27 protein-coding genes are annotated in these 25691 nt (G+C 44.4%); 16 read left to right on the forward strand and 11 right to left on the reverse strand.

Translation table 11 applies throughout. The features are described 5' to 3' along the window. Both JFC07_RS10905 and purU read left to right on the forward strand, forming a co-directional pair. Positions 1 to 359 (forward strand): IS1 family transposase (locus tag JFC07_RS10905; protein ID WP_198329047.1); only part of this gene is annotated, 359 nt, incomplete at its 5' end. A gap of 246 nt (positions 360 to 605) precedes the next feature. Continuing rightward, positions 606 to 1535: a formyltetrahydrofolate deformylase gene (gene purU / locus JFC07_RS10910; RefSeq protein WP_226928880.1), complete on the forward strand. Its 930-nt coding sequence runs from the start codon at positions 606 to 608 to the stop codon at positions 1533 to 1535. 112 nt (positions 1536 to 1647) lie between these two features. Here purU and JFC07_RS10915 read toward each other — a convergent pair whose 3' ends face one another. After that, positions 1648 to 2454 carry a cytochrome C assembly family protein gene (locus JFC07_RS10915; RefSeq protein ID WP_068403947.1) on the reverse strand — a complete coding sequence of 269 codons (807 nt, stop codon included), beginning with the start codon at positions 2452 to 2454 and terminating at the stop codon, positions 1648 to 1650. A gap of 418 nt (positions 2455 to 2872) precedes the next feature. Here JFC07_RS10915 and ffh point away from each other — a divergent pair, with 418 nt between their 5' ends. The 7 genes from ffh (at position 2873) to JFC07_RS10950 (ending at position 9299) form a co-directional block, all read left to right on the forward strand. Next, positions 2873 to 4414 (forward strand): signal recognition particle protein, encoded by a 1542-nt coding sequence (ffh, locus tag JFC07_RS10920; RefSeq protein ID WP_068403945.1) that lies wholly within the window; start codon positions 2873 to 2875, stop codon positions 4412 to 4414. A gap of 234 nt (positions 4415 to 4648) precedes the next feature. Further along, positions 4649 to 5332, forward strand: coding sequence for a tRNA (adenosine(37)-N6)-threonylcarbamoyltransferase complex dimerization subunit type 1 TsaB (gene tsaB, locus JFC07_RS10925; protein WP_068403954.1), 684 nt, complete (start codon positions 4649 to 4651; stop codon positions 5330 to 5332). A gap of 112 nt (positions 5333 to 5444) precedes the next feature. Beyond that, positions 5445 to 6287, forward strand: coding sequence for an undecaprenyl-diphosphate phosphatase (locus JFC07_RS10930; protein ID WP_068403943.1), 843 nt, complete (start codon positions 5445 to 5447; stop codon positions 6285 to 6287). Positions 6288 to 6369: 82 nt separating this feature from the next. Then, positions 6370 to 7272, forward strand: a complete 903-nt coding sequence (locus JFC07_RS10935) for a class I SAM-dependent methyltransferase (RefSeq protein WP_068403942.1) — start codon at positions 6370 to 6372, stop codon at positions 7270 to 7272. A 105-nt stretch (positions 7273 to 7377) separates the two neighbouring features. Next, complete coding sequence (locus JFC07_RS10940; RefSeq protein ID WP_068403940.1) at positions 7378 to 7626, forward strand: hypothetical protein; 249 nt, start codon at positions 7378 to 7380, stop codon at positions 7624 to 7626. Between the two features lie 85 nt (positions 7627 to 7711). Continuing rightward, positions 7712 to 8629: a 4-hydroxybenzoate octaprenyltransferase gene (gene ubiA, locus JFC07_RS10945; protein ID WP_068403937.1), complete on the forward strand. Its 918-nt coding sequence runs from the start codon at positions 7712 to 7714 to the stop codon at positions 8627 to 8629. Further along, a complete protein-coding gene (locus JFC07_RS10950) occupies positions 8622 to 9299 on the forward strand; it encodes a DUF4112 domain-containing protein (RefSeq protein ID WP_068403935.1) in 678 nt (225 codons plus the stop codon). The genes ubiA and JFC07_RS10950 overlap by 8 nt, the downstream gene beginning before the upstream one ends. Positions 9300 to 9408: 109 nt before the next feature. Here the strand turns inward: JFC07_RS10950 and JFC07_RS10955 are convergent, their stop codons facing one another. The 5 genes from JFC07_RS10955 to ispZ all read right to left on the reverse strand — a co-directional run bounded on the left by JFC07_RS10955 (position 9409) and on the right by ispZ (position 14141). Continuing rightward, positions 9409 to 10029 carry a hypothetical protein gene (locus tag JFC07_RS10955; protein WP_068403931.1) on the reverse strand — a complete coding sequence of 207 codons (621 nt, stop codon included), beginning with the start codon at positions 10027 to 10029 and terminating at the stop codon, positions 9409 to 9411. A gap of 356 nt (positions 10030 to 10385) precedes the next feature. Next, positions 10386 to 12554, reverse strand: coding sequence for a tRNA (5-methylaminomethyl-2-thiouridine)(34)-methyltransferase MnmC2 (gene mnmD, locus JFC07_RS10960; RefSeq protein WP_102076881.1), 2169 nt, complete (start codon positions 12552 to 12554; stop codon positions 10386 to 10388). A 26-nt stretch (positions 12555 to 12580) separates the two neighbouring features. Then, positions 12581 to 13129, reverse strand: a complete 549-nt coding sequence (locus JFC07_RS10965; protein WP_068403929.1) for an SH3 domain-containing protein — start codon at positions 13127 to 13129, stop codon at positions 12581 to 12583. Next, the gene (locus tag JFC07_RS10970; RefSeq protein WP_068403927.1) at positions 13126 to 13479 is read right to left on the reverse strand and encodes a YciI family protein; all 354 of its coding nucleotides are present in this window, start codon (positions 13477 to 13479) and stop codon (positions 13126 to 13128) included. Before JFC07_RS10970 ends, JFC07_RS10965 begins: the two co-directional genes overlap by 4 nt. A gap of 110 nt (positions 13480 to 13589) precedes the next feature. Further along, positions 13590 to 14141, reverse strand: a complete 552-nt coding sequence (gene ispZ / locus JFC07_RS10975; RefSeq protein WP_068403925.1) for a septation protein IspZ — start codon at positions 14139 to 14141, stop codon at positions 13590 to 13592. Between the two features lie 213 nt (positions 14142 to 14354). On the opposite strand from ispZ, the gene JFC07_RS10980 reads away from it, so the two are divergent. Continuing rightward, positions 14355 to 15236 carry a PHP domain-containing protein gene (locus tag JFC07_RS10980; protein WP_068403923.1) on the forward strand — a complete coding sequence of 294 codons (882 nt, stop codon included), beginning with the start codon at positions 14355 to 14357 and terminating at the stop codon, positions 15234 to 15236. A gap of 201 nt (positions 15237 to 15437) precedes the next feature. Further along, the gene (locus JFC07_RS10985) at positions 15438 to 16979 is read left to right on the forward strand and encodes a GGDEF domain-containing protein (RefSeq protein ID WP_068403921.1); all 1542 of its coding nucleotides are present in this window, start codon (positions 15438 to 15440) and stop codon (positions 16977 to 16979) included. A gap of 3 nt (positions 16980 to 16982) precedes the next feature. Here JFC07_RS10985 and truD read toward each other — a convergent pair whose 3' ends face one another. Beyond that, positions 16983 to 18239: a tRNA pseudouridine(13) synthase TruD gene (truD, locus tag JFC07_RS10990; RefSeq protein ID WP_193031552.1), complete on the reverse strand. Its 1257-nt coding sequence runs from the start codon at positions 18237 to 18239 to the stop codon at positions 16983 to 16985. A gap of 261 nt (positions 18240 to 18500) precedes the next feature. Between truD and JFC07_RS10995 the strand changes: the two genes are divergently transcribed. Beyond that, positions 18501 to 20108, forward strand: a complete 1608-nt coding sequence (locus JFC07_RS10995) for an FAD-dependent oxidoreductase (RefSeq protein ID WP_068403919.1) — start codon at positions 18501 to 18503, stop codon at positions 20106 to 20108. A 101-nt stretch (positions 20109 to 20209) separates the two neighbouring features. After that, a complete protein-coding gene (locus JFC07_RS11000) occupies positions 20210 to 20848 on the forward strand; it encodes a GNAT family N-acetyltransferase (protein ID WP_068403917.1) in 639 nt (212 codons plus the stop codon). Between the two features lie 35 nt (positions 20849 to 20883). Here JFC07_RS11000 and JFC07_RS11005 read toward each other — a convergent pair whose 3' ends face one another. After that, positions 20884 to 21096: a hypothetical protein gene (locus JFC07_RS11005; RefSeq protein WP_068403915.1), complete on the reverse strand. Its 213-nt coding sequence runs from the start codon at positions 21094 to 21096 to the stop codon at positions 20884 to 20886. Positions 21097 to 21203: 107 nt separating this feature from the next. Between JFC07_RS11005 and JFC07_RS11010 the strand changes: the two genes are divergently transcribed. Next, positions 21204 to 21572 carry a hypothetical protein gene (locus tag JFC07_RS11010; RefSeq protein ID WP_227678316.1) on the forward strand — a complete coding sequence of 123 codons (369 nt, stop codon included), beginning with the start codon at positions 21204 to 21206 and terminating at the stop codon, positions 21570 to 21572. Between the two features lie 117 nt (positions 21573 to 21689). Here JFC07_RS11010 and gorA read toward each other — a convergent pair whose 3' ends face one another. The 3 genes from gorA to JFC07_RS11025 all read right to left on the reverse strand — a co-directional run bounded on the left by gorA (position 21690) and on the right by JFC07_RS11025 (position 24489). Then, positions 21690 to 23045, reverse strand: coding sequence for a glutathione-disulfide reductase (gorA, locus tag JFC07_RS11015; RefSeq protein ID WP_198329048.1), 1356 nt, complete (start codon positions 23043 to 23045; stop codon positions 21690 to 21692). Between the two features lie 198 nt (positions 23046 to 23243). Continuing rightward, on the reverse strand, positions 23244 to 23696 hold the full coding sequence (locus tag JFC07_RS11020) for a threonine/serine exporter family protein (RefSeq protein WP_011280954.1): 453 nt from the start codon (positions 23694 to 23696) through the stop codon (positions 23244 to 23246). Position 23697: 1 nt separating this feature from the next. Next, a complete protein-coding gene (locus JFC07_RS11025; protein WP_068403911.1) occupies positions 23698 to 24489 on the reverse strand; it encodes a threonine/serine exporter family protein in 792 nt (263 codons plus the stop codon). Positions 24490 to 24652: 163 nt separating this feature from the next. Here JFC07_RS11025 and JFC07_RS11030 point away from each other — a divergent pair, with 163 nt between their 5' ends. After that, positions 24653 to 24934 (forward strand): DUF503 domain-containing protein, encoded by a 282-nt coding sequence (locus tag JFC07_RS11030; RefSeq protein WP_068403909.1) that lies wholly within the window; start codon positions 24653 to 24655, stop codon positions 24932 to 24934. Positions 24935 to 25160: 226 nt separating this feature from the next. Continuing rightward, complete coding sequence (locus JFC07_RS11035; protein WP_198329049.1) at positions 25161 to 25661, forward strand: AbiH family protein; 501 nt, start codon at positions 25161 to 25163, stop codon at positions 25659 to 25661. Positions 25662 to 25691: the final 30 nt, after the last annotated feature.

A 25691-nucleotide genomic window follows, 5' to 3' on the forward strand; every position in this document is an offset into this window, starting at 1 on the left:
AAAAGCGTAAAGTTTGGCTTATTTATGCTTATGATCGCGTTACTAATGAGATTGTCGCTTATGTCTGGGGCAGACGCGACTTAAAAACGGCTAAGAAGTTAAGAGCTCGTCTCAAGCAGCTTAAAGTCAGCTATGGCTCTATCAGTATGGATAACTGGGACAGTTTTATAACCGCCTTTAAATTTGACCACAAACGAGTTGGCAAATCTCATACGGTAGGCATTGAAGGTAATAACTGCCGTCTTAGACACCGATTGCGTCGGGCGGTTAGAAAAACCTGTTGTTTCTCTAAGAAGCTCGATAATCACTTCAAAGTGTTTGATATGGTGTTCTTTTACATCAATTATGGTTACGTCTGATGCCGGCATACTTTTTAGAACACCACCAATAAAGTAATTAAAGTCGAGTAGTAAGTTACTTGCTTTGGAGATAATTTCTTAAAAACCCCCAACCTCGCGTTGGGGGTTTTTGTATTCATAATCTCAATAACCAAATACAAGCAACTCAATCAGCAAAGTTTTGTAAAAGCGATTAGAATAGTCGGTTTCCTATGTTGCTAACATATTCAAAGTAAGCAGCATGTTTCATTTTTGATTGGGCGCACTATGTCAGACAATACCACGACTGCTACAGCAAGCATAAAGTCGAGCAAAAATCCTAAAAATTCACCAGTTGCGGCTGCTATTGATACCGCGACGTTATTGATCAAATGCCGCGATCAAGCGGGTATCGTACAGGCTGTATCTGAGTTTATACACCGTTATGGCGGCAATATTATCACTCTCGATCAGTATTCAACCGCTCATGAAGGCGGGCAGTACTTTATGCGTTTGGAGTTTGCGTTAGCAGGCTTGAGCGAAATTATGGATAACTTTGAAGCCAGCTTTGGGCATACGGTGGCTAAGCGCCATAATATGGCGTGGCGCTTGCATAATAATGCGATTAAAACCAAGGTTGGCATCTTAGTGTCAAAGTTTGACCATGCCTTGTTAGATTTACTGTGGCGGCATCAGCGCGGGTTACTCGATTGCGAGATTACCTGTGTCGTTAGTAATCACGAAGACTTGCGCCAAGCGGTAGAAAACTTTGGCATCACTTTTCATTATGTGCCAGTCACCAAGGATAACAAAGCCGAGGCAGAAGAGCAGATTCATACCTTGATGGCAGGCAATGATTTGCTGGTATTGGCGCGTTATATGCAGATTTTATCATCTGATTTTGTTAAGCGTTGGCCGATGCAAGTCATTAATATTCACCATTCATTTTTGCCCGCCTTTGTCGGTGCTGATCCTTATCGTCAGGCTTATGAAAAAGGCGTCAAGCTTATCGGAGCAACCGCGCACTATGTGACAGCTGAACTTGATCAAGGGCCTATCATTGAGCAAGATGTGCATCGGGTCACTCACCGTCAAGGAGTGGCAGAATTACGCGCTATTGGCCGTGATATCGAGCGTAATGTCTTAGCGCGCGCAGTAAATTGGCATGTACAAAATCGCGTGATTGTGGCAGGTAATAAAACCGTGGTTTTTAATTAGCTTTTTTTAAGACGGTGTTAAACCAAAATAAGAGCGTAAAAAAGGCCGCCAGTATTGGTATTTAATACTGGCGGCTTTTTTTAATCACACTACCACTATTACAGCACTGGATTTACAACAGCATCTCTAGCACAAACTTACTACCGACAAAGCCGATTGCTAATAAGATAAACGCATAAATGGTCATATTGGCAGCACGTTTACCACGCCATCCTGCGCGCCAATTACCCAATAATAATGCGCCAAACAACAGCCATGAGAGCACGCTAAAGACCGTTTTATGAGCAAGGTGCTGTGCCAACAAATCTTCTACATAAACAAAACCAATGCCTAGCGCGATACTCAATAAGACAAAGCCGACCAATAGCATATCGAACAATAAACTTTCCATGCTCTGCAAGGACGGCAGTTTATTGACCCAAAAGCGATGAATCGACTGGTGTTTCAGCTCGCGTATTTGTAAGCGCAAAAATAGCGCTTGCAGCGCTGCCATCAGCAGCACACAATAGGCGGCAAGTGATAGTAAGATATGCGCCTCTAACCCGACGCTGATGTCTGTAATCGGACGATAGGGCGCGCGGCCGATATAACCGACAATCATCCCGATTAATGCCGTCGGTGCTGCTAAAATACCGAGGCTGACGATAGGGCGGTATAAGCTAAAAATAACGTAGAAAAATAAGAAAAATAAACTGATCAGGCTAATGGTATTAAACAAGTTGAAATTTAGCCCATAAAGCGTGACCACATGCGGATAGAGTAGTGCGGCATGTGCGAGCATGCCGACGACCAATAAACCTAAGCTTACGCCCTTGTGGATAGGTTTATCGTGAATCAGCGCCCAACCAATGTAGATGCTGACCAAAATATAAACCATGCCAGCCATTAAAAATGCAAGTTGCAAGATAAAAAACCTCATCTCATGATGAGCGCAAAAACGCCGCTCAATTGAATGCTAAAATGGTATTATCAGAATGATTAGAATAATCATCCAATTTATCATAAAATGGCAAGCAATTGAGCGCCATCTTACGGATTGATTATAGCGCTTGTAGCACAGCAGCGCTTATTAGAAAAATGCCATTTGCAAAACGACTATAAGCTTTGTGGTCTCTTAATGCTATAGTGTTGATAATATGCTACTTTTTATCATTAATTTTATAAAATACTGCTTGATCGTTTGTAGCATCGCCAAACCATATAAATCAGCAAGCAACGCTGAACCAAATTTGACGACGTATTGTTGTCATAGTGTTTTTATCAAGAACCGCTTTTACCAAGAATTGCTTTTATCAAAGATTGTTTTCACTAAGAATTATTTTAATTGAGAGTTATTTATGTTTGATACCTTAACCGAACGCTTATCATCGAGCCTGCGTAATATCGCCGGTACTGGGCAGTTGACCGAAGATAATATCAAAGACACGCTGCGCGAAGTGCGCATGGCGCTGTTAGAAGCCGACGTCGCGCTGCCAGTGACGCGTGATTTTGTCAAACGTGTCAAAGAGCAAGCGCTTGGCGCAGAAGTGCTCAAAGAGTTGGCGCCAGGACAAGCCTTTGTCAAAATCGTCCATGACGAGCTGACCGAAATGATGGGCAGTGCCAATCAGCAGCTTGAGATGACGGGTAAACCGCCGGTTGTTTATCTGCTAGCAGGCTTGCAAGGGGCGGGTAAAACCACCACCGCTGGTAAATTGGCGAAATTCTTACAAGAGCGTCATAAGAAAAAGGTGATGCTGGTTTCTGCCGACGTCTACCGTCCAGCGGCAATTGCTCAGCTTGAGCAAGTAGCAGGACAAGTCAATGCCAAGTTTGTCAATTCAACAGTTGATGAAAATCCGATTGATATCGCCCGCCGCGCTATCGAAGAAGCTAAAATCCAATATCAAGATATTTTGATTATCGATACGGCTGGTCGTCTGGCTATCGATGAGACCATGATGGCTGAAATCAAGGCGTTAACCGCGGCGGTCAACCCGTCTGAAACCTTGTTTGTCGTCGATGCCATGACCGGGCAAGATGCGGCCAATACCGCCAAAGCCTTTAACGATGCGCTGCCATTGACTGGCGTTATCTTAACCAAGACCGACGGTGATGCGCGCGGCGGTGCAGCATTGTCTGTACGCGCCATTACGGGTAAACCGATTAAGTTTTTAGGTCGCGGTGAGAAACTTGACGCGCTCGAGCTATTCCACCCTGAGCGTATCGCTCAGCGTATTCTTGGCATGGGTGACGTCTTAAGCTTAGTTGAAGAAGTCGAGCAAAAAATCGACCGTGATAAAGCCGAAAAAATGGCGAAAAAGATGCAAAAGGGCGGCGACTTCGACCTTGAGGATTTATTGACCCAGTTTCAGCAAATGAAAAGCATGGGCGGCATGGCAGGTTTCTTAGATAAAATGCCTGGTATGGGCGGCTCTGACATGCAAAAAGCCGTGCAAGACGCTAAGCCTGAAGAAAAAGTACGTGAAATGGAAGCCTTGATTAATTCAATGACGCCGTTTGAGCGTAAGAATCCAGATAAGATTAATCCAAGCCGCAAGCGCCGTATTGCCGCAGGTTCGGGTCGTGAAATTCAAGACGTCAATCGTTTGCTCAAGCAGCACAAGCAAATGGCAAAAATGATGAAAATGATTTCTAAACCTGAAGGTATCAGTAAAATGATGAAATCGATGCAAGGCTTGATGGGCGGCGGCGGTGCTGGCGGCGGCGGTCCGTTATTTGGCGGCGGTCAGCAAGGCGGTGCCAAAGATGTGAATCCCGCGCAGATGGCAAAGCAGATGGGACTGGATCCAAACAATATGCCGAGCACTGAAGAGATGCAAAAACAGATGCAAGAGCTACAAAACCAAGCGCCAAAGAAGTTTAAAACGCGCTTTTAAGCAATAACCGTTTGGATTAGCACAGTTGTTACGTCTTAATATCTTTACGTTTTCATGAAAACCCCAAGCTAACATCGCTGTGGGGTTTTTTATGTCTGGCGTATTTGCATAAATATTGATGGATGCACTAGGAAAATTTAGAAATTAATAAAATTTTTTTATCCTAAATGCTATGATAGGCGCTGATTGATGAGCGCATGTTTTGTGGTATTAAGAAAATAAGCCGAGGTAATGATGTTTTTAGCAATGGATACCGTATTTGAGCAGTGTTCGATCGCGATTTTAGATGCCAATGGTCAGGTGCTATCGAGTCATACCGAACAAGGTAAACGTGAGCAAACTCAGCACATTTTGCCAATGATTGATGCGGCCTTATCTGAGGCTAATCTGCGTCTTACTGATATAAAAGCATTGATATTCAACCGTGGTCCTGGTGCTTTTAGCGGTATCAGAATCAATACAGCGGTGGTGCAAGCCTTATCTGTCGCCCACGATATTCCTTGTGTCGGTGTTTCTAGCTTACAAGCCATTGCCCAGTGTGCGTATCAAAGGTATGGTTTGACCCAAGTTTATAGCGCGCTTGATGCGCGTATGCAGCAAGTATATTTTGGGCAATATGCGCTAATAGACCATATTATGCAACCCGTTGTGCAAGAAAATGGCGAAGATACCGAGCGCTTACTTGATTATGACAGCCAAACCGCTGCTAATCTTCCTATCGCCGGTAATGGTGCGCCGCTACTAAAAATGCATGACGAACAAATTCTCCATGAAGAGGTTTGGCCAGATGCGGTAGTGATTGGACAATTGGGTATCGCTCAATTCATACAGACAGGCGGTAGCGATGCCGCTAATGCCTTACCAAAGTACTTGCGCAATCAAGCATGGAAAACGCTAAAAGAGCAAGGTAAGGCATAGTGCTTACATGATGATTCGTAAGCAATGCACTTTGTACTTCTACGTATAAACGATTATAAAAGCAACAACAATATAAAACAGCGGCTAGCGCTGTTTTTTTAGGGAAGCAACTGTGGATATACTGTTATTAATCCAAGCGCTCATTATGGGTATCGTTGAAGGTATCACGGAGTTTTTACCCATTTCTAGTACGGGGTATTTGATTTTATCAGCCGATTTGATGAGCTTTTGGACTAAGGAAAAAGTTGATTTGTTTGTGGTGGTAGTCCAGCTTGGTGCTATCTTAGCGGTCATTTATGATTACTGGGGCAGGCTGTGGCAAGCGCTGATGGGGCTACTGACCGGTAAAGCAGAAGGTATGAGTAATCCAAGGCAGCTTGGTTTAAGCTTAATTGTGGCGACCATTCCGGTAATGATTGTAGGTTTTACCTTTGCAGACGAGATTAAGGCGTATTTGTTTAACCCTATCGTGGTAGCGATTATGCTGATTGTCGGCGGTCTGCTGATATTTTATGTCGAAAATCGACCTAAAACGATTATTGCCCAAGAAGCAGAAGACGTCAGTCTAAAAACAGCGTTAATGATTGGTTTGATGCAGTGTCTGGCTTTGATACCCGGAACCTCACGCTCAGGTGCGACGATCATTGGCGCCCTCTGGCTTGGCGTGTCGCGCAAAGCTTCGGCGGAATTTTCTTTCTTTTTAGGCATACCTGTCATTGTTGGCGCGGCATTGTTGGATTTACTAAAGCACCATGATGTATTGACCAGTAGCGAAGACTGGCTGGTATTGGGTATAGGCACCGTGGTGTCATTTGTCGTGGCGTTACTTTGTATTCGCCTATTGGTCGCTTGGGTTAGCCGTCGCGATTTCAAAATTTTTGCATGGCTACGCATTATTACCGGCATCATCGTATTGGTCGCCGCTTGGGGTTTTGGCTATCAGATGGCAGGCTAAGTTTTAACGATGTGGCGTTATCATTTTCAACTGGGTTAACGGTAACGTTTTAAACCGTAAAGTATTAAAAGGGAGGGCAATCATGAGCAGTTTGCAACAAACATCAAGCGATTTTATGCATTGCCAGCTTTTTTATGTTAATGAAGCCCAACAAGCGCAAATCGCCAGCCTAAAAGCGCTGGTAGTGAAACATCAATTGCCTATTGTTCTAAACATTGAGTTGTTTAGCGAAAAGCTCAATCAAAAACGTCGCCAGCAATTAAGCCAGCATTCTATCCAGCCTATCTTAGTATTAGATGAAAAAGATAAGCTATCATGGCTGAGCGATGGGCTGAGCGTGGCGCCCGAATGGGATAAGCTACAACGCCGAGTGGTGAGTGCCGGGCGTAAGTCTGAGTTACTGCTACAAGCTGCTAAAATTACAGCGGATAGCACGGTCATTGATGCGACCGCAGGCTTTGGGCATGACAGCCTCATATTAGCCAGTACTGGCGCTCAAGTCATTATGCTTGAGGAGCAGCCCTTGATGGCGCTGTTTTTGCTAGCTGAACAGCAGCGGATGAGTACGCTACCAAATTGGCAAAAGCTGATGAGCCGACTACAGATTATTAATGTCGATGCGCTTAGTTATTTTGAAAGTATTGATTTTGCAGATTCTAGTAATGGTTCGACCGCTGATAGCTATCAAACTATTGATGTGGTATATCTCGATCCTATGTTTCCAGAGGATAGCTATCAAGATAGCAAAACGGGTAAAGGCGCGAAAGTGGGTAAGCATATGCAAGCCTTGCACCAATTGGCACGTCCGCCAACGCTAGAAGAAGAGTCGCAATTGCTCCAAAGTGCACAAGCGGTTGTCAGTCAAGGTGCAGGACAAGGCCGCGTCGTCGTCAAGCGTCCGCAGCTTGCACCATTACTGGCGCATCAACAACCGAGTGAAAGCTGGCATAATGAAGCGGTACGCTTTGATGGTTATTTCGTTTAAAAGACCTTTCGTTATCATGCATGGACTCAGTTAATCAGTTTGAGTGTTTAGAATACAAATATTTAGAAGTGGTGGATTTAATAGTAATGGATTCAGGAGAAAAGGATGTCAACGATTATAATTTGGGTCATTGGTGCAGGCTTATTACTGATGAATATTGCGTTGCGAACAGAAGTTTTACAGCTCAAAGCCCACCTAAAAGCGCTTAGGAATCCAAAAGAACAAATGGACTACTTACGGCAGCAAGCAAAGCTTAGCCAAAATAATAAGATGGCATCCATTAAGGCATTACGCAAGCAATATCCTGAGTTGTCACTCATTGAAGCCAACAACTTATGGCAACAAATCCAATAGCTCGCCAATCCTTTCGCTTCTATTCGCTTAACCTAGCAGCCTGCAAAAAAGTATATAAAATTTCTATAGATGATAATAAAACGCCATGACATTTAACGACAAATTACAAGCCTACCTGCAATTAACGCGCTTTGATAAACCTGTAGGTATCGAGCTGTTGCTCTGGCCAACGCTCTGGGGGGTAATGCTGGCGGCGATGGGACAGGCGCAGCAGCAAGGGGCAACGGCAGGTTTGCCGAGTCTAAAGATATTTGTATTATTTGCACTGGGCGCGATTTTTATGCGCGCGGCAGGCTGTGCAATCAATGATTTTGCTGATCGCAAGGTCGACGGTCATGTCAGCCGCACCAAAGGCCGTCCATTAGCGGACGGGCGTTTATCCGCTAAAGAAGCCATTGCTGCTTTTTCAGTATTGGTATTGCTGAGTGCCAGTTTGTTATTCTTTTTGCCTATTGCGGTATTCTACTGGTCGCTTGGCGCCGTTATATTGGCGTTTATTTATCCCTTTATGAAGCGTTTTACCCATTTGCCGCAAGTCTTTTTAGCGGCAGCGTTTGGTTGGGCGATACCGATGGCCTATGTCGCGATACAAGGCGCGCCTGATATCTGGTGTTGGTTACTGTTTATCGCTTATATGTGCTGGACCGTGGCTTATGATACCCAGTACGCGATGGCAGATCGTGAGGATGATTTAAAAATAGGAGTCAAATCAACGGCGATATTATTTGGTCGCTACGATGTGATTATCATCTCGCTGCTACAAACCGCATTTTTACTTATTATGGGTGCGGTCATGTGGCATTACTTTGCGCCAACCAGTGTAGGCGTGATACCAGTATTTGGCTTGGCGCTCGTGGCAATGATGTTTGCCAAGCAGAACAGCGCTTGTGCCAGTCGTCAAGCACTGGCCTGTTTTCAGGCATTTTTGGCCAATATATGGGTAGGGCGTTACGTCTTTGCTCTTATCGCAATCGCGTGTTTATGGACGACTTTTAATGGATAACTTTAAGAAGCTCTCAAAGTCAAAAGCTAGAAAGGTATCTGATGTTAATGCACCAGTTATCGATTATCATGCAAAACTAGCTGAACATGGCTTAACACGTGCACAAGTCATCGAAACTGAGCGTAAACTGGCGAAATTTGCCAATACCATGGATTCGCTCGTACGTATTCCTTTTACCAAACAAGGCATGGGGGCGGATGCGGCACTGTCGACCATTCCGCTGGCGGGAGATTTGGCAGGTCTTGCTTTGACCAGCTATGCTTTTATATTAGGTCGGCAGTTGGGCGTACCGGCGCATAAAATGACCCCAGCGGTTAGGTTGGCGCTGATTGATATGGTGGTTGGTATCGTACCGGGGATTGGCACAGTGCTCGATATCTTTATTCGGCCAAGTCGTAAGACATTGACTATCGTCCACGAGCATCTACACGATGAATATGGCATCACCGAAACCATGCATATGGATCGGCCGTTTTTGCATCAATCATTAGAAGATAGACAGCAGCAAAGTCGCTTTGCGTTCTTTTGGCGTAATCCTATCGTTGCTTGGCTATACCTGCATATTCCTGATCTATTGGGATTAATCGTTATTGTGGTTATTGGTTGGGGCTTATGGGCGCTGATAAGCTGGCTGGTCGGTCTGTTTAGCAAGACCACTGGTTTTGGTTAAAGGTAAAGTAGAGTAAAAAAGGCGGCAAATATGATAAGTATTTGCCGCCTTTTTTAGGGTTTAATTTATTATTTTCGACAGGTTTTAAGCCAAACTCTTATTGATAACATTATTCGGTAATGACTTCTGCTTCTACACTCATGGCCTCAAAGCTCGTTGTTTTATTGTTTTGAATAAGATCAATGCTGCTACCACCGCCATGACTGACCAGCTGAATACTGCCATCGTTTGAGCGATAAGTAGGGTTATTGCCTTGGCCTTCTGGCGCACTCAAGGTCATTTTTGGTTTATTTGGCAAGGTGACGATAGCGTTAAGTACGCCTTTTTCTGAGGTTTCAAAGATGACAAATAACGTCTCACCGCTGGCACTGCGATAATTGACATCAGTGATTTGCGCGCCTTTGATGGCTTGTTCTGGATTGGGCATTATCGCAGCACTATTTGTTGAGGTATCCGCTGCGCTAAGCTCGTTTTCTGTTTCATTTAAGCTTGTATCTTGCTCTAAAGTGGCTGCCGAATCAGTAGCGCTTGGCTTTGTTTCAGCAACTTTCGGTGCATTAATATTAGAGCTTACTGGCGTCGTTTGGGTGGTTGCTTCAGCAGTTTCATTAACGGTTTCAGGTTCTGGCGTCTTTTGGCAAGCATTTAGCAGTGATAGGCTTAAGAACGCAATAGAAATTGCTTTAAAGGAGGGTTTTGATTTCACTAAGGTAAAAATATCGGTTTTCATAATAGATAGCTATCCATTTATCATCGTTATTTAAGTGTTTTAAACTTTAAGGCTAGTCTAGCATTATTCTTTAAGCCTGCTTCTATACTGTTATAAATACATGCCTTGGCTTTGAGAGCATTTTTATAAAACAGCATCCGTATAAATATTGATAAAGGTTAGGGCGTGTCCTCAATTCAATCGATGGACATCTAAAAGGTCTAAAAATGGCTAAATTTTGCCAAACTTCGTCAAATAGCTGGGTAATATCCCGATATTAACTGCACTATTTTCCTTGTTTGGCTACAATTTATCTCATTTTTCTCACCATTTTTAAAATGAGGACACGCCCTAGCGTAACGTTAAATTATTACCTTTTACGCTTTATGCAATCGCGCCCGATTAGGTGATAGCCGCCCTAACATAATAGCCGATAAAGGGGTAAAGCAGCCGAGCATCATATCTGCTAATGCTTCAGCGCATATCGGTGCTAAAGCATAACCCTTTGCACCCATCGCGGAGAGCGCCCAAATGCGGCGGCTTTGCGCAAGTTGTCCGACCAAGGGATGGTAGTCAATCGTTTGCGTGCGCACACCGGCGCGTGCTTGCCATGCGCTGGTATCGTCTGGCAATATATCGCTTAATTCAGGAATATCCTCAAGCAATTTTTCGTAATTTTGCTGATTTTCTTCTTCACGGATATCAATGCTGGCGTCAGCATCTACAAAGCTGGCACCCAATAAAAACTGCGGCTCATTGTCGCGAATGTTATTTATCTTAGCATCGCCGCTTTGTCCGATAAAGGGCGCGCAATAACCACTATATTTGAGCGGTAATTTAGGCAGACCAGCTACCTGCTCGTCAGTGGGCGTAAACCAAGATAATTGCCCGCGAATAGTACGGCACTCAACGATACGTTTGTCTAATTGATGACTCTCATAGGCGGCGCAAATAACGACATTATCAGCGCAGATAGTGACAGAGCTTTGACTATTATCACTGCTGCTTTCTTTATCACCAATCACCGTCACTTTATCTGCAGTTTCTTTGATATCGGTAACGCTAAGCTGCTGATAATTGATATTTGAGTGCTTAAGGATGAGCGTTTTTAGCGCTTGTGGATTGACCAATCCAGATTTTGGTAAATATAAATTGTCCGTTAAGTCTTTAGTTTTTAAGCCGCTTAATTGCCGCGCCTCTTCAATCGTAACCGTGGTTGCCATTTCATTGGGATAATCGGCAATTTGCACAGGGCCGATATTGGTTTTGATTAGCAAGTCTAACGCGCCTGTTTGCTCAAGTATGAGCGGCGTTTGCTGCAGTTCTGCTTGCTGATTAAAATAACGGTACAGCCTGCCGCTATAGAGATAGCCGATAGAGTGCAAGTGCTCATAAACATGATGAATGGGCGTCATATTTGGTGCGAGGAGGGCGCGCGGATTGCCAGAGGCGCCAGCAAGCGGCGCGACTTTATCTACTATCGACACAGTCATACCGCGATTGGCTAGCGTCCAAGCCGTAAGTAGTCCCGCAACGCCTGCGCCAATAACCACTGTATGATTAGGAGTATGGTCATGAGGGTGTGACAAAACGCAAACATTGTTATCGTTATTTAGTGCTAAAGAATCAGGTAAGGACTCATCATTGTCCGCCATCGCTGCCGTTAACATTTCACGCTTGCGTCCAAAGCCTTTTACCTTTTTAATGCTAAAGCCATGCGCTTGCAAGCCGCGTTTGACGATACCAGCACAGCTATAAGTAGCGGCAGTGGTGCCAGTGCGAGATAAGCGCTGCATCTGGGTAAATATCGACTCTGCCCACAAGCTTTCATTACAAGAAGGCGCGAAACCATCTAAAAACCAAGCATCAATATAAGGGCGCTTGATAGCGGTCTCAGTATTTAAAGTAGCTAGGCTATTAAAAGTAGCCAGACTTGCCAAACCATCGCCCGCATCGCCCAACCAAATATCAAGCGTGATATTATCGTCAATAAAATTTAGTCGATGACAGCCAGCAATCAGCGGTGGGTAGTTTGCTAAAAGCTCTTTAATCAATTCGGCAAGTTCGGGCGCGCGCTGTGCCCATAAAGCGAGTATCTGCGTTAAGTCGTTAAGCGGTATGGGGTATTTTTCGGTAGTGATAAAGTGTAAGCGCGCGCTTGTTAACTGCGGCTGCTGCGTACGAAGCTGTCGCCAAAGCTGCCATGTCGCTAAAAAATTCAAGCCCGTCCCAAAGCCCAATTCAGCAATCGTAAAGCATTGCTTATCAGCAAGGTTTGCTAGGCGCTCGGGTAATTGATTATGGGCTAAAAATACATGGCGAGATTCTGCTAAGCCATCAGCGTGCGAGAAATACACATCGCCAAACTCCCCTGATACTGGCACTTGATTGCCAGCATCATCGGTTTGCCATGTAATATTAGCAGGGGTAATCACATCTGGCGGCGCAGGTTTTTTAGGGGGCTTGGTGGCTTTTTTATAAGTGGCAGGAGAGGTAGGCTTAGATATAGCTGATTTAGACTGAGGTTTAGACACAAATTTGGACATAAAGCATCACATTTATAGAGGATTTACTACCAGCGCTCGCGGCGCACAAACACCAACCACGAAATAAATATCCCAACCAATAAGCTCATTAACACCGTAAATGCGCCGTATAAAAACAACTGACCTTTGCTTTCATAAACCAAAACGTTTACTTGTGTTTGTAAGTCATTGACTTGACGCTGAAGCTGGGCATTACGGCTAAGCAATTCTTGATTGGCTTCAGAGAGCGCTTTAGTTGATGGTTGTAGCTGCGCCGCTAAAGTGTCGCTAATATTGGTAGCAGGCTGAGCATTGGTAGCTGGGTTCGGCGCTGTAGTAGACACCGTATTTGAGGCAGTATTTGGAAACGCTAGTTGATTAACAGTATTGGGCGCTAATACAGCGTTAGGCGCTAGCGGAGCAGTTCCTGCCACAGGATCAGCATTGGTCACAGTTGGTGCTGCTTGTGCTGATAGACTGGCAAGTAATAATAAGCTTGCAACGCTAACATTAGTAACGAAACCAAAAGCGGGCTTAGTAACATGATTAAAAACATGATGAGAAACAGAACCATTTAATAATAACTGCTGAATCACGATGCTGTTACCTTATTTGCTGGCTTGTCTGATGATGTAACTGCGGCACTGTCAGTAGGCGCAGGCAAGGTCTGCACGAACGGCTTGATATCTACATGGCTATAGACGCCATCACGCAAATAAGGCTCAGCGCTTGCCCATGCTTGCGCGGCATCAAGGGAGTCAAAGTCAGCAATAATCAAGCTGCCTGACATCTCGCTTTTACCGTGTTCGATGGGCGTTGGACCTGCGATAATAAGTCGCTGCTCGCTTTGTAATACTTGCAGGCGGGCAACGTGTTCGGCGCGCGTCACCTGACGTTGGGCGCTGCTGCCAGCAACATCGTGGCCGATAATAGCAAATAAGGACATGGGACTTCCTCAAGTAAATAATATGAATAAAGCGCTAATAACGACAATAAAAAACAATGATGATATGTCTCATTATATTTTTAAGTCTTATATTATGATTGAACTAGCTTCTATTTAGTGGTTTTATCGGTTAACGCTGGATTGAGATGGTTCTTTAATACGGCAAATTGCGCAATTACGAATACCAACATAATCGGAATCCAGCCGTAAGTTTTAAAGTTAATCCAAGCCTCATCAGACATCGTAAATGCCGTGATATAATGCAAAATACCCATAAAGGCAAAAAACAGTGCCCAAGCGACGGTCAGTTTTTTCCAGCCACTCAAGGTCAGTGAAAACACTTCTTTCATCGCCAATTGCATCAATGGCTTATTGATGATGGCACTGACCAATAGTGTTACCGCGAAGATACCGTTGATGATAGGCGACTTCCAGCGTAAGTAGATGTCGTCACGCAATAGCAGCGTCCCACCGCAAAAGACGATGGTTAATAATAAAACGACCCATTGCTGCTTATCAAATTTGCCTTTTTGACGCACAAAATGGATGGCATAAATGATGATAGTGGCCACGAGCAAGGCGCCTGCCGCCGCTAAAATGCCACTGTAACGCGCAGCAATAAAAAACGCGATCAACGGAATGAAGTCTAATAAGGCTTTCATAGCAAATAGGATGTCCAACAAAAAACGTATGGGGTAGTTTACACGTCTACTGCTGCAAAAAAAAGCAAGTAACAGGATAATCATCCGTTATGATCTGCCTTCATGCGTTATCTTCGCCGCATTTCGTCTTTTTTACTGATAATATAGTCAGTAATGACAGCATATCTATATGCACAACACTTTCAACACCCTCAATATCTTAAGGCCAGCTTTATGAAAATCGACTTACATTGCCACAGTACATGCTCTGATGGTACCTATGCGCCGACCGAGGTAGTACAGCGCGCGCACAACGCTGGCATTCATGTACTGGCGCTGACCGATCATGATACCTTGATGGGTATTGACGAGGCACGCGCGGCGGCGGCGGCCTATGATATACAATTAATCAATGGGGTTGAGATTAGCTGCGAGCATACACTTAGCGGCGGCTATGGCAAAAATAAATCCACCAATAAAATTATCCATGTGTTGGGACTTGATTTCACCGACTTTGATAAAATGCATGCGACGTTGCAGCAATTGCAAGACAGCCGTGCCACGCGCGGTCAGCGTATCACTGAAAAGCTTAGCGAGCTGCTAGATATTGATTATACCGAGCTATGGCAAGCGGTGCTCGATAAAGCAGGCGGCAATCCACAAGCGGTAGGGCGTGCGCATATTGGGCAAGTGTTGTTTGAGCGCGGTGCGGTAAAAACCGTGCAAAAAGCCTTTGATAAATATCTGGCCGATAATAAGCCCGCTTACGTGGCGATTGAAGCATTAACCATGCAGCGCGGCATCGAGCTGATCCACGCTTGCGGCGGCAAGGCGGTACTCGCGCACCCAACGCGCTATCAGCTATCTGCCACCCGCGTACGTAAACTGATCGAAGAATTTGCCGAGCTTGGCGGTGATGCTTGTGAGTTACCTTCAAATAGCGAACCGATTAGTACCCGAAGAATGGTCGATCGCAGTATCGCTGAACATCAGCTTGCGGCCTCTATTGGCAGTGACTTTCATGGAAGTAATATGCCGTGGCGACGTTTGGGCGACGTACCAAACCTTAATCCTGAACAGCAAGGTGTTTGGCAGTCATTTGCGGCATTGGCTTAGTCCAAAACAGGTTATTCTTAAGCTTAATAGATACGCTAAAATAAAACTTTAGATATTGACGGGTAAATCGATTAAAACCGATTGATAATTAAAGGAAAAATTGCCACACTAAATGCGTCAGTTTAGGTCTAATATAAGTCATGCTGTTTATTTTCATGTTTGGTTTGGCTCAATAACTTTCACTATCTGCGGTAGCCCATTATGGCTGTATCGATATCTCATCTAGGCTATAGAAAGCTCTCGCGAGTGATTTTCGAGTGGCAAGCGGCTGATAGGGCCTCACTGCTGGCGCTGTTTGTGTTAATAGAAGTCACCTCACATTGGTTATGGTGCGCGTTTGTTTGGTGGCGCCAAGATCTTTATGGCTCCTATGTAGATATGGGTCTGCTCTATCCTTTATGGACTGGGGTGACGCTGATGCTAGTGTTCTTTTTTTGGATGGTCAGCCGCACATCGCCGATTAGGACAGACACAAGCTCGTTATATAAATGGCAAGCGGTTATGATCACGCTTTATAGCCTTTATATTGCAGTGGTAATTTTAGTCATGGGTCATAGCAGTTTGGTCGCTGGGGTTTCGCTGGTTGGTGGGGCGATGCTTGGGATGATGCTGATACGGCGGCGCTATGTATGGAAAGCCTTTTTGGCTCACATTGCTTTGATCTTTTTGGTCACCTTAATTCCTTATTTTGGTTTTACCATTCCCAATCTGCGTCAAATGACCATCACTTCTTTTCCCTTAGATACTTATAGCTATCTTACCTTTAGTGAAACGGCGGCAATCGAAAACGCCATTTCTGCTGCAATTTTTCAAAATGGCACGCTCAGCTGGGATACATTTAATCAACTGCGCTCTTCTTCGGCATTTTTTTGGCGTACCACTCATATTTATATGGCGCTGCCAAAGGCGATTTTTATCATCTATATGTTTCGCACCCTGCTGTTGATATTGGATAATAGTAAAGCTGAAATCATGCAGTATGCCAATCAAGACGAATTGACCCAACTAAAAAGTCGGCGCTACGGTTTGACGCAAATGCAGCAAGCACTGCTAGCGATGGACGATAAACAAGATTTTAGCGTGATTTTATTGGACTTAGATTGGTTTAAAAATATCAATGATAACTATGGACACGATGTCGGCGACCAAGTTTTGTCTGAGGTTGCCCAAACGCTATTAAAATCGTTATCAGAAGAGGTGATTGTCAGTCGTTATGGCGGCGAAGAGTTTTTAATCGTGCTGCCAGATACCACGCACGAGGGCGCGATGACTATTGCTAAACAGCTACGCAAAGATATCGCCCAACAAGTCATCAAGAGCGATGATAATGTCGATTTTTATATCACCGCCAGTTTAGGGGTTTATACTCTGACGCATGAAGAGCGTGCGCGTATTCAAAATGAGTATAAAGCTTTAGCGCTAGAAGAAAATACGCAAGCGCTGACAGAAGCGCGCAAAAACCGTAGGCAAGGAGAGCGTAGACAAGAGCGTGGCTCGCACAGCTCAAACCAAGCAGGCGCACAACAGACCCATGCACAAAAAAGGATTTCGCAGAGAAGAAAGCGCGCTGCTAAAGAAATAGTGCAAGCCCAACTGCCCAGCGATATTTGTCAGCGCTTAATTTGTATCGCCGATAAAGCCTTGTATGAGGCAAAAGACCGCGGGCGTAATCAGGTGGTCAGTGCCAACCATATGCTCGCGGCAGAAACAGACAAGATCGCTGTCCTTTATGCGACTAGCTAATCGTTAACTAACGCCAGATGAAGTGCTTAAATTCTGTACTAAGCTTGAAAGTACACTGGTTGCAAAGCTGCCGGTCGTTAAAGTAAAACTGAGTACCAAGCTCAGCCCATGATCTGCGTCCTGCCATTTCCAGCTTAATTCTTCAATCGGTAATCTTAGCGCGCGTCGTTGTGCTTTGATATCGCGCTGCTCTAAGCCTGCTGCCAACTGACTTAACAATGGACTTTTCTGTACGATAATATTTTCGATAGTAGCTGCTGCGCCACTGACTTTATCATTACCCACGCCCCATAATACTGCCGTTGGATGAATATCACCGCTGGCAAGTCGCGCTTGCAAAGTGTCGTCCATTACTTCGCTGGCAAATATTGAACCTGAGCCATCCAAATTAAACACTTCACCGGTAAGCCCCGTATTCCAGCTACCATCACGCACCCGCGCTGCTAATATCTCATTAAATATCAAGCTGCGCGCCGCTGATAATTCCATACTGTTTTGTTCACGCGGCGCCTGTTTACGTTTGCCTTTTTTGGGTTGCGGACGACTTTCTGGCGCTGGACGCGCAAATAACGCCAATGCTTCTCTAACATTATTACCGTGACGGCCAAAGCGCTGCGGACCAAAATAATTGGGCACGCCCGTTATGCTGATATGGGCCAAATGCTGCTCGACGGTATCCTTGTTGCTTTTGTTAGACGGCGTCGTCTCTGTGCCCGCAAACTGGATGTCACGCAAGGTAATGATAAATTGATTGGCTCTATGCGTACCACGATTGAGTTTTTTATTATGCCACTCCTGCGCAAGGATGGTGAGCGATTCATTGGCGCCAATATCTACTGGAGCAAATTCAGACTCAGGTAATTGCTTTTTTGGTAGGCGCAGGCTAAACCACTGTGTCGTCAGCGCATGACGGTCTTTTAGTCCCGAGTAACCGACATCACGCAGTGGAATTTCTGCCCACTCGGACAGCAGTTTAGCTAGATAGGCGGTATTCATACCGAGCTTTTCGATATGCAGCCATAAGTGTTCACCTTCGCCTGTAAAGTCGAGCGGCAATATCTCATTGACCACAAAATCTGTGGCATGGGCTTTATAGGTCGCTTGTTTTAAAGGCGACTGCGTCGGCTGTGGTAATTTGGATGTATCAGTGGCGGCGGTAATATCGATATTTGAGATATCAAAGGTTTTATCAGTCAAAGGTTTGTTATTAGGAGAATCGTTATTAAATGAGTCGTTAGCAAAATCGTCTTGAGAAGTCATAAAAGGTATCTTTTGTATTGATAAAAAGTGGTAAGAGCAAAACGTTAAAGAGGGAATAAAGGTAAGTTTACGTTTTGCAACGCAGTCAGTATATAAAAAAATGGCGTCTGGCAATGGGTCTTGCTAGTATCAAAGTATCTGGCAAGACATCTGGTTTTTTAATCACGTATTTTGGGCGTTAATATTTTATTTAAAATGCCGATAAAAAATACGTTTGCAGCAGGAAATAATAAATTTTAATAATAACCGTTAAGGATAACTATGACCAGCTCAACTATCAAAACCGTCACGATCGATAAAGCCGATATCCCTAATGGCGGCATGAAATCGTTCAAGCAAGACGATGACAGCATCATTTTAGTCACCCGCGATGATAATATGTTCTACGCTTTCGATGGAAAGTGCCCTCACGCTGGGGCTGATTTGGGCGCTGGTGTGCGCTGTGGCAATCGAGTGATTTGTCCTTGGCATCATGGAACGTTTGATAGCACGGACGGCTCATTATTAGAGCCGGTTGCCGCTGACGGCTTAACCCAGTATCAGCTTACTGACAATGGCGACAGCTTGAGTGTCAATACCAGCAAAACTATAGATCACAGTACCATCAATGACAAACTTGACGACACTCATACCGTGATCGTAGGTAGTGGCGCGGCTGGATTTATGACCGCGCACCGCCTTCGTAAGCTCGGCTATGGCGGCAAAATCACCATCATTAGCGAAGATGACAAAGCCCCTTATGATAGAACATTATTGTCCAAAGCCTTTTTGTCAGGTGATGCAGATGAGAAAAAACTCATGCTCGGCGGCAGTGACTGGGCAGAAAATCACAATATAAACTTGCAGTTAAAAACCACTGTCAGCGAGGTGAGGCCCAATGAAAACGTCCTGACCGTCAAAAAAGATACGGGCGATAATGAGACCATCCGCCCTGACTTTTTAGTCGTGGCGACGGGCGCCGAGCCGGTCATTCCACCGATTGAGGGGGCTCAGCAAAACGGCGTCTATACCCTTCGCAGTTTAGACGATGCTAAAGCGATGAAAGCAGCAAGTGTGGATAAGCGTGTGATCATCGTTGGCACCGGATTTATCGGAATGGAGGTCGCCTCAGCGCTTGCAAAAGCAGGTCGTGTTGCTAGCGTTACCGTGATAGGTCGAGAGTCTCGTGTCATGAGTCATATCATTTCAGAGTCAGTCAGCGCTGCGCTCATTAACCGTCACCAAGACCGAGGTGTGACCTTTGTCCTTAATGCTTCAGTCGGCAAAATCAATGGCGATGATAAAGGGGTGAACGGTGTGACCCTTGCAAGTGGCGATCGCATAGACGCTGATATGGTCATTCTTGGTACGGGCGTGTCACCGCGAACGGATGTACTCAGCGACGTCAACGATCCTGATGGCGTGCAAGTTGATAATCATCTACAACTGCGCGACGGTGTTTATGCACTCGGCGATATTGCCAAAGCGCCTAATCAAATGGGACGACTGCGCATTGAGCATTGGCGCGTGGCGCTACAGCATGGCCTTGTAACCGCGGCAGCGATAGTGGGAGCAGACGATGTCAATGACAACGCCGAGCGTGTGCCATTTTTTTGGACGATGCAATGTGACAAAAGTATGCGCTATAGCGGTCATGCAGCCACGACTGATCATAGTATTTTGCGAGGCGATCTACAGCAGTTCAATTATATCGAGTTTTATTTTGATGATGAAGGCGAGAACACGCGAGCCAGTGCTGCTAGTGGGGTTGGTCATGATAAAGAAATGGCTGCCTTTGGCGAGCTACTACGCCGAGGTCACGCGCCAACGCGCGCGCAAATCAATGCTGGGTTTGATATTATCGAGCAAGCCCATGCGTTATCGCGCTAGTAGTAAAAACGGATACGTATTATTATAAAGGCTGGCTTGGTTATCCGAGCCAGCTTTTTATATGACTTATAAGCTATGAACGGAAAAGGAAAACCGATGCTATGAATAAAGACCACATTACTAAAGAAGCCTTAAACAAAACAACCGTATTTTTACGTCAAGCTGAAGTAAGTGATATCGACGCGCTCGAGCAATTGCTCAATCGCTGTTATCGGCAAGCGGCAGGCTGGACCAATGAAGCAGATTTGGTCGGCGGTATTCGCACCACCAAGGACGAGCTATTGGCTGTCATTAATGACCCCAAGCATTACGTTTTTATTTATCCAAAAACCACGACAGGTGAGCGTGACGGAAAAGAAACAGGTGAGCTATTAGGCTGTATCGCGGTCGATATAAAAGACGAAGTTACTACAAATCAGCGTGCTGGTAATCAAAAAGCGTATATCGGTATGTTTGCCGTCTTGCCTGAGCTACAAGGGCATGGCGTCGGTCATCAGATACTGCAGGCAGCTGAGACATTTGCGCAGCGGCATTTACAAGCAAATATCCAAGCGTCTGTACAAAATCCCGCGCGTTTAACGATGTCTATTTTAAGTCATCGACCAGAGCTCTTGGCATATTATCAGCGCCGCGGTTATCAGTTAAATGGCAATAGCATGCCGTTTCCCATCGATGGCAATAATGGCGAACCTAAACGCCAAGATTTAGAGTTGTTAGAATTAGAAAAACTTGTAAGCTAATTATCAATCAATCAGTTTTCTTAAACTAATGGCCATTAACCCCAAAAACTGCCAAAGGTCATAAACAATCCGACACTTAATAGGAGAAATGCCACGATAATTAAACGCTTAAACCAGTTAAAACCGAGCAGGCGCGTGGCATTATCATTGGACATCAAATAAGCAAACAGGCCGATTAGGCTGGCGACCAAGGTCATGATGCCAAGACCAATCGGTAATATAGAAAAATACATCTGCCACACAAGCATCTCGCAACGGTGATTATTAAACGCATCATAGCAGTATCATGATTGTGCTGTCTGCATTATCTGCCTCTTACGTTTGAAAAACGTTATCAGCATAACAGGAGGTCAAAGTGGGAAAGTTTAAAAAATTGACGTTACTCCTCCTATATATACTATTTTTTGTCACCTACTCTAAAGCACCTCCCGACAGTACGGTTGCGCGCTTGATTGCAGCACAATATAAAGAAGGTATCAAGATAATGCGGGCTGCCAAGGCGAACGCTGGCAATGACAAAATGGCACAAGATATAAGCAGTCTAATGGAGCGCATGATGCCAACGTTTGAACGCGTCGAGAATATAGACTGTAACCGCGTCAAGGGTAACCGTACTTTTAGCTGTACCGCTGATATCACCCAAAAGATTGCGGGAAATAGCCGAACTAATAAAACCATATTTAACGTTTATCAAGTCAATGGAGAGTGGACGCTGGATAAGTAACCGCTTTGATAAATGAAGATATTTATATGAAAAACGCAAAATGCCTTAATGGCTAGTAATAAAAAAGGCTACCTTATTAAAGGTAGCCTTTTACTTATATTATCTGGTCCATAAAAACTAGCGCATGGTCACAAATTCTTCTGAGCCCGTTGGATGAATAGCGACCGTATTATCAAAGTCAGCTTTCGTCGCGCCCATTTTTATCGCTACCGCAAAGCCCTGAATCATCTCATCGACGCCGTAGCCAATGCCGTGTAAGCCAATGACCTTTTCTTCTTCACCTAAACACACCAGTTTCATCACGCACTTTTGACGGTGCTGCGTGACCGCACTATACATAGAGGTAAAGGTCGATTTATAGCATTTGATATTTTCTTTGCCATGCTGCTCAACGGCATCAATCTCAGACAAGCCAATCGTACCGATAGCAGGGTGGGTAAAGATGACCGTCGGTATCAAGTCATAACTGAGATGCTCATTGGTTTTATTGTTAAATAAGCGCTCTGAAAGCCTGCGACCGGCAGCGATAGCCACTGGCGTCAAATCAATGCTGTTTTCGATAATATCGCCGACCGCGTAAATGCCTTTGACATTGGTGTTTTGAAATTTATCGACTTTAATTTTGCCAAATTCAGTGGTCTCAACGCCGGTTACTTGCAAGTTGATATTGTCGGTTGAGGGCGCACGTCCAATCGCCCAAATCAAGCAATCTACCGTATCAAGGCTACCATCTGCGGTACATAACGTCAGGCTACCATCTTCATTTTTATGAATCTCAGTGAGTGTGGTATTGGTATGCAACTGGATACCGTCTTGCTCCATCTCTATCAGCAAGGTTTCAACGATAGTATGGTCAAATGAGCGCAGCGGCGAATGTTGACGCACATACTGATGCACCTCAGCACCAAGGCTATTGAGCACGCCAGCGATTTCGACAGCGATATAGCCAGCGCCAACGATAGCAACTCGTTTTGGCATTTCATTTAACGCAAAAAAGCCATCAGAATCGATGCCGTATTCTGCACCTTTGATGTCGGGGAGAATCGGATGACCGCCTGTCGCGATTAAGATATGGTCGGCGGTAATCAGCTCGCCATTGACCTCGACAGTGTTAGTATCGACAAAGGTAGCAAAGCCTTTTATCACTTCAACGCCATTTTTCGCCAGATTGTTATCATAAGAGCGATGAATATTTTCGATATATTGTTGGCGGCTATGGACCAGTTTTTGAAAGTCAAAACCTTTGACCTCGACGTCAAAGCCATAATCGGGTGCATATTTTACGATGGCTTCGGCCACTTGCGCGCCGTACCACATCACCTTTTTGGGTACGCAGCCCCAGTTTACGCAAGTGCCGCCCAATTGGTTGGCTTCGATAATGGCACATTTTTTGCCATAGCTCGCTGCTCGATTGATCGAGGCAATGCCACCGCTACCGCCGCCAATGGAAATATAGTCATAATGTTTTGTCATGGTTAAGTCTCTTTATTCAGTACGTATTAATGCGTATTGGTGCAATTTTGCAGTCTATTATTTTTTAATTCTGTTATTTTGAACTCTATTGTAATGGGTATCATTATTAATCTTACAAGGTTTTTATTATAAGGATATGCCAGCTAGTATCAGAATATAAAAGTATTTAGGCATAAATAGCTTGATATCTAAGCCCATCTAAACTATAGCACGCCGCCTATAAAATAACAGTCCGGGAATGGATAAGCCTAGCACCAATCCCGAGGTTACAAACAAGGCCTCAAATAAATACACCATCATTTGGCTAAATAATTCGTCGGAAAAACCAAAATAACCAATTTGCACCATACTGACCATCGCCTTATAAGCAGCGATACCTGGCATCATACAGATGACGCTCGGTGAAATTAACGCTTTGGGCGGTAGCGTATATTTTTTAGAAAAGTAGACACCCAAAAAGCTGGCAAGCATCGCCCCAAAGAAGCTAGCCACCACCAGATGGATGTGCTGATAAACAAGCGCGGTTTTTAACCCAAATCCAAACGCGGTCATCAGCAAACACGGCAGAATATAGCGTTTGGGCACGCTAAACATCAGCGTCCAACCAAGGGTAATAATGCACGACAACACTACGGTTTTAATGAACCACATCTTAAAACCCCCAGTGCTGTATTCTAAGTAAAACCAGCGCCATGACGATACCAACGCAAGCGGACAAGGTCAACATATAGGTAAAAACGGCACGGCCAACGCCAATATTGACATAGCCTTTTAGGATATCTGAGAAAGAATTGATCAAAGGAAAGCTTGGTACCAGTAACAGCACGCTAGAGGCAACCGCAATATCGGCATTATTACCAATATCAAAATAATAGGTCGTTGCCCCAATTAAAGAGGCGATAAAAGCCGTCACGATAACGGTGATAAAGGGATTGAAATGGTGCTTGGCCAGATAAATGCGAGTGAACATCGCTACCATACCCGCGATAAAGGTCACGGCGGTAATCGACCAACTGCCACCGTTTAGATAAGCAAACGCAGCACAAGACGCCCCAACAAATATGCCCACCAACCATGTTGGATACACCGACTTATTATCTAACTCATCAAAGGCAAGGGTAGTGCGTTGAGTCAACTCATTATCATCGACAGTGGCTTCAGTTTTATTGATAATTTGCTGGATTTGTACCAGTAAATTGACATTAATGCTTTGATTGATCGTGTCTCTGGTGGTGGTGATACAGCGCTCATCACAGATAGTGGTCAAGGTAATGGCATTAAAATTCAGCGAACATTCTACGCTGTTCATCCCCAAGGCAAGCCCTAAGCGTTTGGATAAGTCCACCACCACGGCAGACTCAGCGCCATATTGCATAAGCAGTAATCCGCAGCGCACGCATAATCGAGTAATGTGCTGTTGCTGTACGTAGCTGATAGAGGTCATTGATTAGATACGCATATTGGCTATTGTGATATTTGTGAATGGTATAACTATAAACAGTGTGAGCGGTTATAGTCTATCGAGACAACAAGGTAACGATAGCATAACTTGCCGTGCTTATTTGCTACTATTATAAAGCGTAAACCACTGTCGCAAGGAGAATAAAATGCATATCGCTATCTTAACGCTGACTTTTGCGCTACCCGGCTGTAGCTCGTTAAAAGAAAAACGCCAACGGATGGGCGGCTTGCATGCACGTTTTGGCAATACGCCAAGCGTCGCGGTATGTGAAAGCGGTGAGCGGGATCAACATGACGCCAGCGAATGGACGTTCGTAATTGTCGGGCTGTCTAAACGTGAGGTTGAGTCGCAATGCAGTCAAATTGAGGAGAAGCTAGAACGTACAGTAGATGCAAGGGTGATGAATGTTGAGAGAGAGTTTATTTAGGTTGAATGGACTATAAGGATCTAATTTCGCAACTCTATAGAGTTTCAAGGATATCTGCTAAAATCGTGGCTAAACTGCATTTTGATGTAACTATTTAAAATTGAAGATTAATTGATATTTTGTTGTAAGCCATCCCCAGTATATAGGCTAAAATATATATAATTTAGACTGCTATTTGCTAAAAAAGTAGACAAATGGCTATTTTAAGCTAATAAAGAGAACGTTAATGACTGTTAGAGAAAGAATATTGATAATTGGTAATGGCTTTGATCTAGCTCATTTTTTACCAACGAAGTATGAACATTTTATTCATACTATGAAAATGGTAGAAGAAGCCCCATCAGATACCTCATTATCATTTGATTACCTATATAAAGATCTTTTAGATAATGAAGACTTTATTCTAACTAAATGTAAAGTGCTATATAAGACAGAAGATCTGGAAATAACAGCAGAGCAAGTAGATAGTTTGAAAGAAAAGTTGACAGGTAATCACTGGTTTCGGTTTTTTAAAAGTCAAATTGATAGCGGCATAGATACATGGATAGACTTTGAGAATGAGGTTAAAGATACTCTTAATTCAGTATGTAACTTATTAGATGAGATAGAAGGAGAACCTCAGTACTTCCGTGTAACAGAAGACAGAAAAGAAGCAAGTATAGAGTCAAAATTAATTAGAGAAAAAATGTTTAGAAAATATCCTGAGCCCATCCCGAATTCTGTGTAACTGCCATTTAGATTAAATGCTTACTGATAC

This window comes from Psychrobacter faecalis (assembly GCF_016107575.1).
Taxonomy (GTDB): domain Bacteria; phylum Pseudomonadota; class Gammaproteobacteria; order Pseudomonadales; family Moraxellaceae; genus Psychrobacter; species Psychrobacter faecalis.

Bases quoted from the DNA above. Each gene is read 5' to 3' on its own strand.
- JFC07_RS10955 (WP_068403931.1), bottom strand. From the start codon at position 10,029: ATGAAAACCGATATTTTTACCTTAGTGAAATCAAAACCCTCCTTTAAA.
- JFC07_RS10940 (WP_068403940.1), top strand. From the start codon at position 7,378: ATGTCAACGATTATAATTTGGGTCATTGGTGCAGGCTTATTACTGATG.
- JFC07_RS10995 (WP_068403919.1), top strand. From the start codon at position 18,501: ATGACCAGCTCAACTATCAAAACCGTCACGATCGATAAAGCCGATATC.
- JFC07_RS11035 (WP_198329049.1), top strand. From the start codon at position 25,161: ATGACTGTTAGAGAAAGAATATTGATAATTGGTAATGGCTTTGATCTA.
- mnmD (WP_102076881.1), bottom strand. From the start codon at position 12,554: ATGTCCAAATTTGTGTCTAAACCTCAGTCTAAATCAGCTATATCTAAG.
- JFC07_RS10915 (WP_068403947.1), bottom strand. From the start codon at position 2,454: ATGAGGTTTTTTATCTTGCAACTTGCATTTTTAATGGCTGGCATGGTT.
- JFC07_RS11025 (WP_068403911.1), bottom strand. From the start codon at position 24,489: ATGACCTCTATCAGCTACGTACAGCAACAGCACATTACTCGATTATGC.
- ispZ (WP_068403925.1), bottom strand. From the start codon at position 14,141: ATGAAAGCCTTATTAGACTTCATTCCGTTGATCGCGTTTTTTATTGCT.
- JFC07_RS11000 (WP_068403917.1), top strand. From the start codon at position 20,210: ATGAATAAAGACCACATTACTAAAGAAGCCTTAAACAAAACAACCGTA.
- JFC07_RS11030 (WP_068403909.1), top strand. From the start codon at position 24,653: ATGCATATCGCTATCTTAACGCTGACTTTTGCGCTACCCGGCTGTAGC.
- ffh (WP_068403945.1), top strand. From the start codon at position 2,873: ATGTTTGATACCTTAACCGAACGCTTATCATCGAGCCTGCGTAATATC.
- purU (WP_226928880.1), top strand. From the start codon at position 606: ATGTCAGACAATACCACGACTGCTACAGCAAGCATAAAGTCGAGCAAA.
- JFC07_RS10950 (WP_068403935.1), top strand. From the start codon at position 8,622: ATGGATAACTTTAAGAAGCTCTCAAAGTCAAAAGCTAGAAAGGTATCT.
- ubiA (WP_068403937.1), top strand. From the start codon at position 7,712: ATGACATTTAACGACAAATTACAAGCCTACCTGCAATTAACGCGCTTT.
- JFC07_RS10935 (WP_068403942.1), top strand. From the start codon at position 6,370: ATGAGCAGTTTGCAACAAACATCAAGCGATTTTATGCATTGCCAGCTT.
- tsaB (WP_068403954.1), top strand. From the start codon at position 4,649: ATGTTTTTAGCAATGGATACCGTATTTGAGCAGTGTTCGATCGCGATT.
- JFC07_RS10970 (WP_068403927.1), bottom strand. From the start codon at position 13,479: ATGTCCTTATTTGCTATTATCGGCCACGATGTTGCTGGCAGCAGCGCC.
- JFC07_RS11005 (WP_068403915.1), bottom strand. From the start codon at position 21,096: ATGCTTGTGTGGCAGATGTATTTTTCTATATTACCGATTGGTCTTGGC.
- JFC07_RS11020 (WP_011280954.1), bottom strand. From the start codon at position 23,696: ATGTGGTTCATTAAAACCGTAGTGTTGTCGTGCATTATTACCCTTGGT.
- truD (WP_193031552.1), bottom strand. From the start codon at position 18,239: ATGACTTCTCAAGACGATTTTGCTAACGACTCATTTAATAACGATTCT.
- JFC07_RS10985 (WP_068403921.1), top strand. From the start codon at position 15,438: ATGGCTGTATCGATATCTCATCTAGGCTATAGAAAGCTCTCGCGAGTG.
- JFC07_RS10980 (WP_068403923.1), top strand. From the start codon at position 14,355: ATGAAAATCGACTTACATTGCCACAGTACATGCTCTGATGGTACCTAT.
- gorA (WP_198329048.1), bottom strand. From the start codon at position 23,045: ATGACAAAACATTATGACTATATTTCCATTGGCGGCGGTAGCGGTGGC.